The sequence below is a fragment of the Pseudomonas sp. GM33 genome (assembly GCF_000282295.1).
GTDB lineage: Bacteria > Pseudomonadota > Gammaproteobacteria > Pseudomonadales > Pseudomonadaceae > Aquipseudomonas > Aquipseudomonas laurylsulfatiphila.
Genome location: NZ_AKJO01000027.1, coordinates 1 through 14467, shown reverse-complemented (window position 1 = coordinate 14467; position 14467 = coordinate 1). Strand labels below are relative to the sequence as shown.

13 protein-coding genes are annotated in these 14467 nt (G+C 61.8%); 6 read left to right on the top strand and 7 right to left on the bottom strand.

Annotated features, from left to right (window positions below; all coding sequences use genetic code 11):
* Positions 1–39 precede the first annotated feature (39 nt).
* The 4 genes from PMI26_RS24625 to PMI26_RS24640 form a co-directional block, all read right to left on the bottom strand.
* Positions 40–801 carry a bestrophin-like domain gene (locus PMI26_RS24625; RefSeq protein ID WP_007971199.1) on the bottom strand — a complete coding sequence of 254 codons (762 nt, stop codon included), beginning with the start codon at positions 799–801 and terminating at the stop codon, positions 40–42.
* Positions 802–1117: 316 nt separating this feature from the next.
* On the bottom strand, positions 1118–1531 hold the full coding sequence (locus PMI26_RS24630) for a VOC family protein (RefSeq protein ID WP_007971198.1): 414 nt from the start codon (positions 1529–1531) through the stop codon (positions 1118–1120).
* Between the two features lie 89 nt (positions 1532–1620).
* Positions 1621–2280, bottom strand: a complete 660-nt coding sequence (locus PMI26_RS24635) for a TetR/AcrR family transcriptional regulator (RefSeq protein WP_007971197.1) — start codon at positions 2278–2280, stop codon at positions 1621–1623.
* Positions 2267–3118 (bottom strand): 3-hydroxybutyryl-CoA dehydrogenase, encoded by an 852-nt coding sequence (locus tag PMI26_RS24640; RefSeq protein ID WP_007971196.1) that lies wholly within the window; start codon positions 3116–3118, stop codon positions 2267–2269. The genes PMI26_RS24635 and PMI26_RS24640 overlap by 14 nt, the downstream gene beginning before the upstream one ends.
* 162 nt (positions 3119–3280) lie before the next feature.
* On the opposite strand from PMI26_RS24640, the gene PMI26_RS24645 reads away from it, so the two are divergent.
* Positions 3281–4345: an AraC family transcriptional regulator gene (locus tag PMI26_RS24645; protein ID WP_007971194.1), complete on the top strand. Its 1065-nt coding sequence runs from the start codon at positions 3281–3283 to the stop codon at positions 4343–4345.
* Positions 4346–4387: 42 nt separating this feature from the next.
* Here the strand turns inward: PMI26_RS24645 and PMI26_RS24650 are convergent, their stop codons facing one another.
* Positions 4388–5110, bottom strand: a complete 723-nt coding sequence (locus PMI26_RS24650; protein ID WP_007971193.1) for a pirin family protein — start codon at positions 5108–5110, stop codon at positions 4388–4390.
* Positions 5111–5429: 319 nt separating this feature from the next.
* Here PMI26_RS24650 and PMI26_RS24655 point away from each other — a divergent pair, with 319 nt between their 5' ends.
* Both PMI26_RS24655 and PMI26_RS24660 read left to right on the top strand, forming a co-directional pair.
* Positions 5430–6380: a GlxA family transcriptional regulator gene (locus tag PMI26_RS24655; RefSeq protein WP_033047465.1), complete on the top strand. Its 951-nt coding sequence runs from the start codon at positions 5430–5432 to the stop codon at positions 6378–6380.
* Positions 6381–6541: 161 nt separating this feature from the next.
* On the top strand, positions 6542–8026 hold the full coding sequence (locus PMI26_RS24660) for an ATP-binding protein (RefSeq protein WP_007971189.1): 1485 nt from the start codon (positions 6542–6544) through the stop codon (positions 8024–8026).
* Here the strand turns inward: PMI26_RS24660 and PMI26_RS24665 are convergent.
* The gene (locus PMI26_RS24665; RefSeq protein ID WP_007971188.1) at positions 7991–10795 is read right to left on the bottom strand and encodes an ATP-binding protein; all 2805 of its coding nucleotides are present in this window, start codon (positions 10793–10795) and stop codon (positions 7991–7993) included. The genes PMI26_RS24660 and PMI26_RS24665 overlap by 36 nt on opposite strands.
* Before the next feature lie 408 nt (positions 10796–11203).
* Here PMI26_RS24665 and PMI26_RS24670 point away from each other — a divergent pair, with 408 nt between their 5' ends.
* Together PMI26_RS24670 and PMI26_RS24675 are read left to right on the top strand one after the other, a co-directional pair.
* Entirely contained in the window at positions 11204–11779 is a 576-nt protein-coding gene (locus PMI26_RS24670; protein WP_007971185.1) for a flavodoxin family protein, read from the top strand.
* A gap of 37 nt (positions 11780–11816) precedes the next feature.
* Positions 11817–12641: an alpha/beta fold hydrolase gene (locus tag PMI26_RS24675; RefSeq protein WP_007971183.1), complete on the top strand. Its 825-nt coding sequence runs from the start codon at positions 11817–11819 to the stop codon at positions 12639–12641.
* A 36-nt stretch (positions 12642–12677) separates the two neighbouring features.
* Here the strand turns inward: PMI26_RS24675 and PMI26_RS24680 are convergent, their stop codons facing one another.
* Positions 12678–13133 (bottom strand): helix-turn-helix domain-containing protein, encoded by a 456-nt coding sequence (locus PMI26_RS24680; RefSeq protein ID WP_007971182.1) that lies wholly within the window; start codon positions 13131–13133, stop codon positions 12678–12680.
* A 158-nt stretch (positions 13134–13291) separates the two neighbouring features.
* On the opposite strand from PMI26_RS24680, the gene PMI26_RS24685 reads away from it, so the two are divergent.
* Positions 13292–14212 (top strand): LysR family transcriptional regulator, encoded by a 921-nt coding sequence (locus PMI26_RS24685; protein WP_007971179.1) that lies wholly within the window; start codon positions 13292–13294, stop codon positions 14210–14212.
* Positions 14213–14467: the final 255 nt, after the last annotated feature.

Sequence of the window (14467 nt, the reverse complement as noted above, 5' to 3'; positions counted from 1 at the left end):
AGCAGTTGGGGTTTTGTTTTTGTCCGCAGGAAATTCAAACTACTGCCCCAACCGCTCCAGTGTGTGCTCCAGCGGTTCCAGCGATACACAGATAAAACCATCAAGCGGTCGATTGAGTTCCTCCACCAGCAGGATGGTCGCCCCCGTCGACAGGGCACACATCAACAAGACGACGACGATGGTCCCGTTGCGCGGTGCAAACAGGCCGAACGAGCCGAAGATAATCCCCAGCCACGTCACCAGGATCACCAGCATCACCGGTGGAATCGATTGATTGGACTGCAGCAGGGTCAGCCAGCGGGCGGCATACACGGTGTCCATGTCTTGCAATGCCTTGGCTTTGAGTGAGCGCTGATCATCGTTATCGGGAGACAGTGATTCGACCTGGCGTTGCAGGCCTTCGGAGCGACGGATCACTTCGGGGCTGTCGAGTTGTGCAATCTGACGGCGATCGCGGGTCGCGAGCACTTGGGTGACTTCGGCGTAGTTGTGCTTGAGTTCGGTGCGGATGCCCTGGGTATCGGGGCCATAGCGGGCCAGCAAGCGGTCGAATTGAATCACTTTCGCCGCCGCGCCCTCCAGCTCGGCATTGGCCGTATCGAAGGTGCCTTTGGCAGTGGAAACGAGCAGTCCGAGGACCAGCGCCGACATCGTTGCGATGAGGCCGGTGCCCAGCTTCAGCACCGCCACGGAGTCATCGCTCAGATGATGGCTCGGTAACCGCTCCCTCACGTACGAACCCAGCAGTGCGCTGGCGGACAGGCAGGCGAAAACGATGAGGGCGATCACCAGGTCATTCAAATTCAACCTCCGTTGACGCTACCTTCCGGGGGGAGATATCTACCGGTACTTGATCACGCTGCTTTTGAGCTTGCGTCCCTCAATGGTCGTTACGTCGCGAGCCCACAGCGGACCGTTGGCATAGGCTCCAGGAGCAAGCATTTGAAACGGCTGGGCCAGGACAGGTCATGGGCTGGCATAGCGGGTTGCTCCTCTGGTTCGCTGCTATCGATGTGGCAAGTTGACGGTAGCAGACAGGCCGGGAGTTGCCAGAAAGCCCAACCTTTTCAGATTGGGCTTTCTTGTGCCTTCATTTCTGTCGATCGACCAAGGCCGTTCACTGATCCTTTTCGCAATTGACCATCCACGACACACCAAAACGGTCGACGAGCATGCCGAAGCGCGCCGCCCAGAACGTGGTTTCCAGTGGCATCTGCACAGTGCCACCGTCCGCCAGTGCTTTGAACACCCGTTCGGCCTCGGCAATGCTGTCGACGTTGAGTGAAATCGAGCAGGCACTCATTTTATCGACGGGGCGATCCGGTGTGGTGTCCGACCCCATGATCGCCTGATCGCCCACGATCAGGCGGGTATGGATGATCAGGTTGTGCAGATCCTTGGGGAAATGCTCACCGGCAGGGGTTTCACCAAAGGTCAACATGGCTTCGATCTGGCCTTGCAGGCACGTCGCATAGAACGTGAAGGCGGCTTTGCAGTCGCCATTGAAGATAAGGTAGGGATTGATTTTCATGGTCGGCTCCAGGTGCTCGAGTACATACATCGGTTTGGACGCCGGTTTATTCGGCGAATTCCGATTGTGTCGAGCCGACAGGCAAAGCGCTAAATCTTTGTCGGAGCTTGTGTTTCTTTAGATGTTTTTTCCATAGGACGGGCGAGGCTTATCGCCTCCGGCACACGTCGCGGCGCCAGCACACGTTCGATGGCGCCGCTGACCATGCTTTCCAGCAGCTCCTCACGTTCCTGCTCGTCCAGCACATGGGGCGTCAGCCAGCTCGGGGCGCTGTTGAGCAGCGCGCCAATGGCATGCCCGGCGGCCAACAGGCCTTGCTCGCTGAAACGCGACTTCGCGCCCAGCATCTTCAGCAAGGTGCGTTCATATTGCTCGCGCAGTTGCCGAACCCGAGCCTGTTGCTCTTCGTTCAGGCAACCGCTGTCGCGCTCCACCAGGCGGAAATGCCAAGGCATCTCCCGGTGCAGATTCAGATGGGCGCGGATCAGACTGTTGAGTTTGTCGCGTTTGCCGGGCGCTTTTTGCTGGATGCGCCCCAGAGTGGCCAGCAGCTCTTCGTAGAACTCCTCGATCAGGTCCAGCAGAAGATGCTGTTTGCTGGGGTAATGGTGATACAGCGAGCCAGGGGACAGCCCCAGGCACGTCGCGAGCTCACGCATGCCAACCTGGCCGAACCCCTTGCAGGCAAACAGCTCCAGGACCTTGTCCCGGTACTCGGCAAAGCGCGAGCAACGCTCAGGCATAGGCATGGAAGCCGCGCCCCGTCTTGCGTCCCAGGTAACCGGCAGCGACCATTTCCTTGAGCAATGGCGCCGGGCGATATTTGCTGTCGTTGAATCCGTCATAGAAGGCTTCGAGGATCGACAGCAGGGTATCCAGGCCAATCAGGTCCGCCAGGGCCAACGGACCGATAGGCTGGTTGCAGCCCAGGCGCATACCGGCGTCGATGTCTTCGGCGCTGGCCAGGCCTTCCTGGAGCACCAGGATCGCCTCGTTGATCATCGGCACCAGGATCCGGTTGACCACGAAACCCGGACGGTTGCCGGCGGTGATCGCGGTTTTGCCGAGGGTGGTCGCCATGTCCAGCGCCAGTTGGTGGGTTGTGTCACTGGTTTGCAGGCCGCGGATGACTTCGATCAGCCCCATTACCGGCACCGGGTTGAAGAAATGCAGGCCGATGAAGCGTTCTGGCTGGCTGACACTGGCGGCCAGTTGGGTGATCGACAGCGACGAGGTATTGGAGGCAATGACGCATTCGCTGCCGACTTGCGCGGCGATCTGTTGCAGCACACGCAGTTTCAGGTCGAGATTTTCAGTGGCCGCTTCGATGACCAGTTGCGCGTCACGCAGGACACTGTAATCGGTGCTGGTGCGGATTTTGTCGAGGGTGGCCTGTTTCTGTTCCGGCGTCAGGGTTTGCTTGGCGATCTGCCGGTCCAGGTTTTTACCGACCGTCGCAACGGCTTTTTGCAACGCGCTTTCAGAGATGTCGAGCAGGGTCACGTTGAAACCGGCCATGGCACAGACTTGCGCGATGCCGTTGCCCATGGTGCCCGCGCCGATTACCCCGATGTTTTGCAGATTCATTTTCCGTCCTTCGATCAAACCCTGCGATACCTTGGCCGCGAATGCGGCCGAAGGCGTACTATTGCCGCGAGTCTAGAGCCGGCAGGGCGGTTGTCCTATGCCAAAACTGTTCAACGGCACTGATGTTTTTTGCCATTCGGGTGATGAGAGAGAAGCGAACCAATGCGGGAAAAGGACTCGGTTGCCGCCTATTTCGTGCAGGCAATGATCCATGGGCTGAGGGACGATCCGCAGCGCGTGACGGCCGTGCTCGAACAGGCGGGCATTGATCCGGCGGTCATGCAACAACCCACGGCGCGGGTGCCGGCCAACGCGTTTGCGGCGTTGTGGCTGATTCAGATCCGCGAACTCGACGACGAGTTTTTCGGGCTCGATTCCCATGGCATGCCGCCGGGCAGTTTCGCCCTGATTTGCCGCGCCCTGATTCAGGAACCCGATCTGCACAAGGCCATGCGTCAGTGCCTGGCCAACTTCGGGCTGTTCCTGCGCGACTTTCGTGGCGCGCTGGCCGTGCGGGGCAAACGTGCGGTCATCAGCCTGCAGACCCGTTCGAAGGACAACGATGCCAGCCGGTTTGGCGAAGAAACCTTCCTGGTGTTGATGATCAGTCTGCTGTGCTGGCTGGGCGGGCGGCGCATTCCCATTGACCGTGCGGACTTCCGCCATTCGCGCCTGTCGCTGAGTGACGACCGCCTGCTTTGGGGCCCCAACCTGACCTTCGGTGCCGAGCGCACTGAAATCGAATTTGCCAGCCATTACCTGCGTCTGCCTGTGGTTCAGGACCTGGCGTCGCTGAAAGTGTTCCTGCGCACCGCGCCGCAATGGCTGGTGATCCGCTTCCGTAACCAGCATGGCCTGGCATCGCAGGTTCATCAGCGCTTGCGCGGAAGTCACTACAGTGAATGGCCGACGTTGCAGGCCTTTGCCCTGGAACAGCACCTGAGCCCCAGCACCTTCCGCCGCAAGTTGGAGCGTGAAGGCTGTTCCTATCAGGAGATCAAGGACGAAGTACGCCGCGGCGTGGCCTTTGAGCAATTGCGTCAGAGCGACGCGAGCATCAGCGATATCGCCGAGCAACTGGGCTTCCAGGAGCCCAGCGCCTTCCATCGGGCGTTCAAGAAGTGGACCGGGGAGAGTCCGGGGCGCTATCGGGCCCGTTATCAGGGAGACTGTGGGAGCGAGCCTGCTCGCGAAAGCGATAGGTCATTCAACAGTGATGTCGTCTGACACTCCGCCTTCGCGAGCAGGCTCTCTCCTACAGGGGATGGGTCATGGCATTTCCGGCAGTTCCTGCGGGCGCAGGTCGAAGACCAATACTTCAGCGTCCACGCCGTTGCTCAAGGTCAGCGCCTGTTCATCACGGACCCGCACACCGTCGCCTTCCTGCAACAACACGCCGTTGAGTTCGACGCTGCCCCGGGCCACGTGCACGTAGGCATAACGGTTGGCGGCCAGTTCCAGGGTGGCGCTTTCCTTGCCGTCGATCAGGCCGGCATACACCCGTGCATCCTGACGCACCTTCAGCGAACCCTTGGCGCCGTCCGGCGAGATGATCAGTTGCAGGCGCCCACGTTTTTTCTGGGTGCTGAAGTGCTCCTGCTGATAGCGCGGTTTGGCGCCGCTGACGTCGGGCACGATCCAGATCTGCAGAAAGTGCACCGGCCGCGTGCTGGAGTGGTTGAACTCGCTGTGAGCCACGCCGCTGCCAGCGCTCATCAGTTGCACGTCGCCGGGGCGGATCACCGACCCGGTGCCCAGGGTGTCCTTGTGTTCCAGGGCCCCCTCAAGCACATAGGAGAAGATCTCCATGTCGCGATGCGGGTGCTGGCCAAAGCCTTTGCCGGCGGCGACGCGGTCGTCGTTGATCACCAACAGGTCGGAAAAACCCTGCTCTTTCGGGTTGCGGTAGTTGGCGAAGGAAAAGGTGTGGAACGACTTCAACCAGCCGTGATTGGCCAGGCCACGATCCGAGGCTTTGCGAAGAGTCAGCATGATGAATTCTCCTGTGGGGACGTGAATTCGTCCGAGTGAGGAGAAGGTTAATGTTTACTGGTTTGTGCAATAAGTAGATGAAAATGGAAATACTGTCTCTGTCAGGTTGACAATTGTTTGCGACATGAATCGCTCATTCTTGAGGCATAATTCGCCATAACCCACGGCAACCAAACCTGTGGGAGCGGGCTTGCCCGCGATAGCGGTGTGCCAGTCAACTTCAATGCCAACTGGAGCTCAGCCATCGCGGGCAAGCCCGCTCCCACAGGTTTCAATGTCGGTCAATGTTTCCGCCTTTGATCCCAGTGAATTCCAATCCATGAAAACCGTGGCAATGGTGCTGTTTCCCGACTTTCTCCTGCTCGATATGGCCGGGCCCATGGAAGTGTTTTCCATCGCCAACCGTTATCTGAAACCCGACGATCACTATGTGCTGTCGACCATCGGCACCGAACCCGGCGCATTGCGCGCGTCCAATGGCGTGAGCGTGCAGGCCGACCGGCACATCGACCAGGCCTGCGAAGGTTTTGATTTGCTGCTGGTGCCCGGTGGTCCCGGCGCCTACAACGAAAGGCATCCGCCGTTGCTCGACTGGCTCAGGCACAACGTCAGCCGGTCCACCGCTTATGGCTCGATCTGCACCGGGGCGTTCGTGCTCGGGCATGCGGGCTTGCTCGACGGTTATCGCGTCACCACCCACTGGCACTACACCGAGCGGCTGATCAAGGGTTTTCCGAAGGCGACCGTCGAGACCGACCAGATCTTTGTTCAGGACCGCAACCTGATCACCTCCGGCGGCGTCACCGCCGGGATCGACCTGGCGTTGTCGGTGGTGGCGCAGGACCACGGCAAAAAAGTCGCCCAGGACGTGGCCAAGGTCTTGTTGGTGGTGATGAAGCGTCAGGGCGGGCAGGCACAGTTCAGCCCGTTGATGGCGGCGGTGGCGCCTCAGGAAACGGCGATTACCCGCGTGCAGAACCACGTGCTCGAGCACCTCGACGAGTCCTTCAGCATCGAGCGCATGGCGAGCCTGGCCAACATGAGCCCGCGGCATTTCGCCAGGGTGTTCGCCCGGGAGGTGGACATGACGCCGATGGAGTTTCTGCAAAGCGCGCGCATCGATTGTGCCAGGAACCTGCTGGAAACCAGCGAGTTGCCGCTCAAGACCGTGGCCTTCAAAAGCGGCTTCGGCAGCGTGCGGCACATGCGTTTTCTGTTCAGTGAAAAGCTTGGCCTGACCCCGACTCAATACCGCGAGCAGTTCAGCTAGCGCGCGTGTCCGTTGCGCGCACCGCAATGGCCGTGACGCTCCCCCCGTGGCGGTTGTACCGTCACAGAGGGCTGCCAAGATACGAGGTAACTCATTGCAAGGAAGGTGCGGAGCCTGGATGGACTCCCGTGCCAGATCAGGCTTCCCGCGAGTGACTGCCCATGAACAGCCTCAGAGATGTCAGCAACGAAGCGGTGCTGCAATTCGGACCCTACGCTTTCCACCTCAGTCAGCGCCTGGTGCTGGAGGGCGATCGACCTGTGCGCCTGGGCGGCCGCGCCCTTGACGTGTTGCAGGTGCTGGTCGAACACGCAGGTTCGGTGGTCAGCAAGGACGAGTTGATTGCGCAGGTCTGGCCACGCTCCGTGGTCGAAGAGATCAACCTGCGCGTGCACATCGCCGCCTTGCGTCGGGCCTTGGGTGACGGGCAGAACGGGCAGTGCTACATCGTCAACATTCCTCAGCGCGGCTACAGTTTTGTCGCCCCGGTGCAGCACTTGCCGGAGCCCGTAGCGTTCCTGAGCCAGACCGTACAAAAGCCCCTGCACAACTTGCCGGCACGGCTCACGTCGATCTCCGGGCGCGATGCCCTTGTCGGCAGCCTGGTGCGGCAGTTGCCGGTGCGGCGATTCATGACCCTGCTCGGGCCTTGCGGGATCGGCAAGACCACCGTGGCCTTGCGCGTGGCCGAACAGTTGTTGCAGCACTATCGGCACGGCGTATGGCTGGTGGACCTGGCGGCGATCGATGACCCGGCGCAAGTGACCGATCACCTCACACGAACCCTTGGGCTGGAGGTCGGCACCACGCTGGAGGCGCTGGCGCAGCGACATGCCTTGTTGGTCCTGGACAACTGCGAGCATCTGCTCGAACGCTGCCGGACGTTGGTCGAGACTCTGCTGCAATCGATGCCGCGACTGTCGATCCTCGCCACCAGCCGCGAGCCGCTCAAGGCCGTGGGCGAAACCGTGTTGCGTCTGCCACCGCTGGCAGTGCCGCCGGCGTCAGCGCTGCGCAGCGTTGCCGAGGTCATGGGCTATTCGGCGGTGCAGTTGTTCGTCAGCCGTGCCCGGGCCCGTCAGCAAGGCTTCACCTTGCGCGAACAGGACCTCAAGGCCGTGCGCGAAATCTGTCGGCGCCTCGACGGCCTGCCGCTGGCGATTGAATTGGCGGCGGCGCAAATCGATGCGCTGGCGCTGGTGGGGTTGCAGGCGCAACTCGATAACTGTTTTCAGTTGCTGTCCCAAGGCCGCCGCACGGCCGTGCCCCGGCACCAGACGCTCAAGGCTGCACTGGACTGGAGCTACGAACGGTTGAATCCGCTGGAACAATCCGTGTTGCAGCGTTTGGCGGTATTCAAGATGGCCTTCACCCAGGATGCCGCGATAGGCGTGATCAGTGGCGATGCGTTACCGGTCGCCGAACTGGCCGACGTGCTGGACAACCTCGCACTCAAATCACTGCTGTCCCTGGAGCAGGGCGGCGGGGTGATCCGTTACCGCTTTCTCAATACCACCCGCACCTACGCCCTGGAAAAGCTCGAACTCAGTGGTGAACTGCGCACCCTTGAAATGCGGTATGCCGGTTACGTCAGTCAAACGCCCCGGCTTTCAGGCCGGCAAGTGGCAATGCAACTCACCGAGTAAGTGGCGCACGGCCTTCAGGTCCGGCGTGGCAAAACCTTCGGTGAAGCGCTGGTAGATCGGTGCCAGCAATGCATGCGCCCGCTGGTGGCGGCCCTGACGCTGCCACAATTGCGCCAGCGAGGTGGCGCTGCGCAGCTCCCAGGCCAGGGCACCCTGGGTTTTTGCCACGTCGAGTGCCTTGAGCAACACGGTTTCAGCCATCGCGGCGTTGGCCGGACACTCCGTTGCCAGCAGCGTCTCGGCCCTGGCCCGCAGAATCTCTGCCGTGCTCCAGCCCGACGCGCCGCTTTGCGCACGTTCGAGCAAGTCGTCATCGACGCAGGTGGAGTCCAGCGTGACCATGATGTCCTTGATCAATCCGACACTTCGTTGCCGGGCAGGCGCGACATCCACGCCGCCGATCACCTGCGCGTAGTGTTGCGCCCAGGTATGGAACAGCAGGACCGAGTGTTTCTGCGCCTGTTGCAGCAGCAGGCGCAGGAGTTCGCGGGCGCTGCGGGTGTCACCGTTGTAGTAGGCGATGAGGCAGCCGGCGAGCGCGAGGGTGTAGCAGATCGACGTGCCGTGGTTGATCTGCAACGCGATGTCCAGCGCCTGCCGGGCTGCGCGCCAGGCCTGTTCCGGTTGGCCTCGCAGCCAGAGGATGCGCGCCTGGATGGTCAGCGCCGCGACACTCTGGTCGTATTGCACGCCGAAGCCATGGGTGAAGCGGTTGAGATGACCACTGTGGGCCATGCGTTGCAGTACCTGTTCGGCATACTCCCCGGCCTGTTGCTGGTCGCCGGAAAAATGCAGGGCAAGCACCCGCAATCGATGCGTGCTCAGGGATAACAGGGCGTCGTCATGCAGCCCCAGTTGATCGAATTGCCGGCTCTGTTGCAGGGCCATCTGGTATTGGCCGCAACTGAGATTGACCGCCAGGTGACCGGAAATCGCCCGCAGTTGACCGGCCACATCGTTGAGTCGGCTGGCCAGGGTTCTGGCACTGACAAAGGCGCCAACGGTTTCGGCGCTCGCGCCTTGAGCGTGGTAACAGGCACTGCCCAGGGCCAGCTTGAGGGTCATCTGCAAACGCGGGCACGGCTCGGCAGACTGCTCGAGCAGGGCCAGGGCTTTGCGCACATAACCGCCGTGTTCCTTGAGCAGTGACAGCTCCTGCCACAGGGGCGTGGACGTCGCGGCCAGGCGTATCGCCAGTGCCTGCGGCCCCTGCCCGTGCAGACCCCAGTCGAGGGCCGCGCGGATGTCCTCCAGGGTCCGGCCATAGCGCTCGAGCCACAGGCCGGTCGAGGTGTTCTCCCATTGGTCCTGCGCCTGTTGCATCAGCGCCAGGCAACGCTCGGCATGGCGCACCCGTGTGCCGGGCAGGTCGGAGCTTTGCGCGAGTTTTTCCAGCGCATGGCTGCGGGTGGTATCGAGCAGACGGTAGTAGACATCCTCATCGCCCACCTCCACGTTCAACAGGGACTTGGCGACCAGTTGGGTGATCGAGCCGAAGACTTCGCGAGGTTCGATGTGTTCGCCGACAATCACCGCCGCTGCGGACTCCAGGGTGAAGCCGCCGCGAAACACGCTCAGTCGGCGCAGGCAGGTCTTTTCGCAGGCGTTGAGCAGCTCGAAGCTCCAGTCCAGTGTCGCGCGCAGGGTCTGATGGCGTGCCGGGGGCGTCTGGCAGGGCTGGGTCAACACCCGGAAACTGCTTTGCAACTGCGCCAGCAAACCGGCTAATCCGAAGTTGCCCACTTGCGCCGCCGCCAGTTCGATGGCCAATGGAATGCCGTCCAGTCGGTGGCAGATGTCGATCAACAGCGGCAGTTCATCGTCCGTCAGTTCAAAGCTGTCATGGCTGGCCATGGCCCGCTCGACAAACAGTTGCAGGGCGGAAAAGGTCATGGCCTGGGCACGGTCGAGGACGGCGATGGGCGGCGGGCAGTCGAGTGATGCCAGGCGCTGGACGAATTCGCCTTCGGCCCTCAGGCTCTCGCGGCTGGTGGCGAGAATGTGCACGTGCGGCGCACTGCGCAGAATGTTTTCGCAGAGCTGGGCGATGGCGTCGACCAGGTGTTCGCAGTTGTCGATGACCAGCAGCATGTGGCGGTCACGCAGGTAGTCCGCCAGCCCGCTCAGGGATTCGTCGTCGTGCAGGGCCAACTCAAGCAACGTCGCCAGATGACCGTTGATCATCAGCGGGCAGTTGATCGGTGCCAGGTCCAGCAGGCGAATGCCGTCCCGGTAGAGGCCGATCATTTGTTCGGCGACCCGCAAGGCCACGGTGGTCTTGCCGATGCCGCCGGGACCGACGAGGGTGATGAAGCGCTGGCGCGGCAGTTGCACCACCAGATTGTCGACCAGCGTCCGCCGGCCGATCATGCGTGTGCGGCGCACCGGCAGGTTATGCCGGCTCGGCGCGCAAGACACGGGCGCCGGCGCTTGTTCGACCGGCTCCCGTGAGTGCGGTGCGACGAAGCTGTACCCACGCTGTGCCACGGTGACGATGTAGCGCTGGCCGGCCTGACCGTCGCCGAGCGCCTTGCGCAACGCGGCCATGTGCACCCGCAGGTTGATGTCTTCGACCACGCTGTCGGGCCAGACCCGGGCGATCAATTGCTGCTTGCTGACCACATTTCCGGCGTGTTCCAGCAGGATCAACAGGATGTCCATGGCGCGCCGGCCCAGGCGCAAGGGCTGGTCGGCCTCCATCACCAGGCGTTGTCCGGGGTAGACCCGGTAGGGGCCGAAATGCACAGCCTGTTCGGGGGAAAGGGTCAACGAGTCGCTCCTGCTGCAGCCGTCTGGTTCGCGGTTTACGAGCATATTCCTCAGGTTTTTTACGCAGCGCAACGTGCCGCCCGGGTGACTGAAGGGGCAGGCATTGACTCTAGCGTATCGGTTAGTAGCCGAGGGCCCCATGATCATTGGGCGCGACAGATGGACAGGTTCTGCCGCGGCTTTTTGCGCGCCATGGAAAATTAACAACGTTTAACTCGTCGCGCGTCTGGTCTGCGCACAAAACTCTCCTTCTTCAACTTCCACTGAAGGCAGGGATGAAATGTCAGTCAGCCGCGAGCAGCTCGGTGTGGGAGCGAGCCTGCTCGCGAAGGCAGTGTCACATTCAGCATCTGTTGTGACTGACACAGCGCTTTCGCGAGCAGGCTCGCTCCCACAAAGGACAGAGCAATGAGCAACGTGGTGGTGGTCTATCACAGTGGCTACGGGCACACCCGGGTCATGGCCGAAGCCGTGGCCGCGGGTGTGGAACGGCACCTGGGCAGCACCTGCCGGTTGATCCCGGTCGAAGAAGTGGACGAGCACTGGGCGCGGCTGCACAACGCCGACGCCATCATCTTCGGCGCGCCGACCTACATGGGCAGCGCCTCGGCAGCCTTCAAGGGCTTCATGGAGGCCACGGCCGCGTTCTACCTGGCCCAGCCCTGGCGCGACAAACTCGCGGCGGGCTTCACCAATTCCGGCTGCCTGTGCGGCGACAAACTCAACACCTTGTTGCAGATGGCGGTGTTCGCCGCGCAGCACTCGATGATCTGGGTCGGCCTCGACCTGCTGCCGGCGCGTTCCGGCACCGGCGCGTTCAACGGCCAGCTCAATCGCCTGGGCAGCTCACTGGGCGCCATGGCCCAGTCGAATGTCGAGCAATCCCCCGACGATGCGCCGCCCCCCGAGGATCGCTGCACCGCCGCGCATCTGGGCGAGCGGGTGGCGCGCCTGGCCGATCGCCTGAACCGACTTCCGGTTTGATTCACCCCCCCCAACCCTCGTTAAGGAGGCATCACCCATGAGCACCTTCACCACCCGCGACGGCGTCGAGATTTACTACAAGGACTGGGGCACCGGTCAGCCGATTGTCTTCAGCCACGGCTGGCCGCTGAACGCCGACAGTTGGGAGTCGCAGATGATTTTCCTGGCCTCCAACGGCTATCGGGTCATCGCCCACGACCGTCGCGGTCATGGGCGTTCCAGTCAGCCATGGTCGGGCAATGACATGGACCATTACGCCGACGATCTGGCGCAGTTGATCGAGCTGCTCGACCTGCAAGACGCGGTGCTGTTCGGCTTCTCCACCGGCGGTGGTGAGGTGGCGCGCTACATCGGTCGCCACGGCACTGGCCGCGTGGCCAAGGCCGGGCTGATTTCCGCGGTGCCGCCACTGATGCTCAAGACCGAAGCCAACCCCGGCGGCCTGCCACTAGAAGTGTTCGACGGCATCCGCCAGGCCTCGCTGGCCGACCGCTCGCAACTCTACATCGACCTCGCCAGCGGGCCGTTTTTCGGCTTCAACAAGCCCGGCGCGAAACCGTCCCAGGGCATGATCGACTGGTTCTGGATGCAAGGCATGCTGGCCGGCCACAAGAATGCTTATGACTGCATCAAGGCGTTCTCGGAAACCGACTTCACCGAAGACTTGAAGAAATTCGACGTGCCGACGCTGGTGGTGCATGGCGACGCGGATCAGGTCGTGCCTTACGAGGCGGCGGGTGTCTCCTCGGCCAGACTGGTGAAAGGCTCGACCCTGAAGATCTACCCGGGCGCCCCTCACGGGCTGACGGACACCCACAAGGATCAGCTCAACGCTGACCTGTTGGCGTTCTTGAAAGGTTGAAAAGCCAGATCAAAAGATCGCAGCCTTCGGCAGCTCCTACACGGTAGCGTGCATGCCTGTAGGAGCTGCCGAAGGCTGCGATCTTTTGCTTCTAAGTCCAGCCACCCTCTGACAGCGCCAGGCAAACGGATTGATGCCTTCGCTGCGGGTGAAGAGGTGGCAGAAGTGCGCCTGATCGCAGAAACCGCATTCGAGGCTGATCTGCGTCAGGCTCATGTCGGTGTGCTGGATCAATTGCTTGGCCAGGGTTATGCGTTGCCGGCGAATCCAGTCCTGCGGCGAGAGTCCGGTGCTGCACTTGAAGGCGCGGGAGAAATGACTGCGCGAGAGGGCGCACGCCTGTGCCAGTTCAGTGACTTCCAGGCTGTCGCCGAGGCGCTCGAGGATCAGTTGTTTAACCAGCCGTTCGCGCTGCGGGCTGAGGCCGCCGGTGCTTTTCTTTGGCACAGGCGTGAATGGCGCGGGCGCGGCATTTTGCTGAACGTGAGCCATGGTAAATGTCCGAGTCGGTAGGCTTCATTTTTGGACCCGAAGGCTCTGGCTTGCGAGTTAATCGTTGTTAATTCCTCGTTAAGCGCGGGACGGCCTGGGTAAAGTCAGACACACTTCTCAACCTCGCGCCTGGCCGAACACACAAGGGAACCGTGCCTATGAACCGTAATGATCTGCGTCGCGTCGACATGAATCTGCTGGTGATTTTCGAGGCGCTGATGTTCGAAAAGAACCTGACCCGCGTCGCGGAAAAACTGTTCATGGGTCAACCGGCGGTGAGCGCCGCGCTGGGGCGACTGCGTGATCTGTTCGACGATCCGTTGCTGCTGCGCAACGGTCGCGGCATGGAGCCGACGGCGCGGGCGCTGGCGATTCTCAAGGAGCTGCAGCCGGCGATGGACACCATTTCCGGTGCGGTCAGCCGGGCCAAGGAGTTCGATCCGGCGACCAGTTGCGATGTGTTCCGCATCGGGCTGTCGGACGATGCCGAGTTCGGTTTGTTTCCGCCGTTGCTGCGTCAATTGCAAGAGGAGGCACCGGGCATCGTCGTGGTCGTGCGGCGGGCCAATTACCTGTTGATGCCGGCGTTGCTGGCGTCGGGGGAAATCTCGGTGGGCGTGAGCTACACCACGGACCTGCCGGCCAATGCCAAGCGCAAGAAGCTGCGCGATATTCCCTGCAAAGTGCTGCGCGGTGATACCCGGCCGGGGCCGCTGACCCTGGATGAGTACTGTGAACGGCCCCATGCGATGGTGTCGTTTTCCGGTGACTTGAGCGGCAATATCGATCTGGATCTGGCGAAGGTCGGGCGCAGTCGTCGCGTGGTGCTGGGGGTGCCGCAGTTCAGTGGGTTGCGGGCGTTGCTGGCGGGCACCGAGATGATTGCTACCGTGCCGGATTATGCGGCCTGTGCGTTGGTCGAGGGGTGCGGGTTGCGCGCCGAGGATCCGCCGTTCGAGATTGAGGCGGCGCAGTTGTCGATGGCCTGGAGCGGGGTGCATGACAATGATCCGGCGGAGCGGTGGTTGCGGGCGCGGATTGGGCAGTTCATGTCTTTGGCTTTGGATATTACCTCCTGATTGGGGGCATATCCGTTGCTGCGGCATTCATCCGCTCGGCCTGATGAGTGGTGGGGCTGTACGTGGGCCGACCAATCTCTTTCGACTAAACGCAGTCCCCCTGTAGGAGCTGCCGAAGGCTGCGATCTTTTGATCTTGATCTTCCGCCCACTCGACATGGTCAAAAATTAAAATCAAATGCAGGAGCGAGCCTGCCCGCGATGGCGGTCTGACAGCCAACCAACTTCTTTCAAATGTACTCGGTCAAATTGTGGG

Coding starts and splice junctions, on each gene's coding strand:
- PMI26_RS24640 (WP_007971196.1), bottom strand. CDS start 3,118: ATGAATCTGCAAAACATCGGGGTAATCGGCGCGGGCACCATGGGCAAC.
- PMI26_RS24650 (WP_007971193.1), bottom strand. CDS start 5,110: ATGCTGACTCTTCGCAAAGCCTCGGATCGTGGCCTGGCCAATCACGGC.
- PMI26_RS24670 (WP_007971185.1), top strand. CDS start 11,204: ATGAGCAACGTGGTGGTGGTCTATCACAGTGGCTACGGGCACACCCGG.
- PMI26_RS24655 (WP_033047465.1), top strand. CDS start 5,430: ATGAAAACCGTGGCAATGGTGCTGTTTCCCGACTTTCTCCTGCTCGAT.
- PMI26_RS24680 (WP_007971182.1), bottom strand. CDS start 13,133: ATGGCTCACGTTCAGCAAAATGCCGCGCCCGCGCCATTCACGCCTGTG.
- PMI26_RS24675 (WP_007971183.1), top strand. CDS start 11,817: ATGAGCACCTTCACCACCCGCGACGGCGTCGAGATTTACTACAAGGAC.
- PMI26_RS24685 (WP_007971179.1), top strand. CDS start 13,292: ATGAACCGTAATGATCTGCGTCGCGTCGACATGAATCTGCTGGTGATT.
- PMI26_RS24635 (WP_007971197.1), bottom strand. CDS start 2,280: ATGCCTATGCCTGAGCGTTGCTCGCGCTTTGCCGAGTACCGGGACAAG.
- PMI26_RS24660 (WP_007971189.1), top strand. CDS start 6,542: ATGAACAGCCTCAGAGATGTCAGCAACGAAGCGGTGCTGCAATTCGGA.
- PMI26_RS24645 (WP_007971194.1), top strand. CDS start 3,281: ATGCGGGAAAAGGACTCGGTTGCCGCCTATTTCGTGCAGGCAATGATC.
- PMI26_RS24630 (WP_007971198.1), bottom strand. CDS start 1,531: ATGAAAATCAATCCCTACCTTATCTTCAATGGCGACTGCAAAGCCGCC.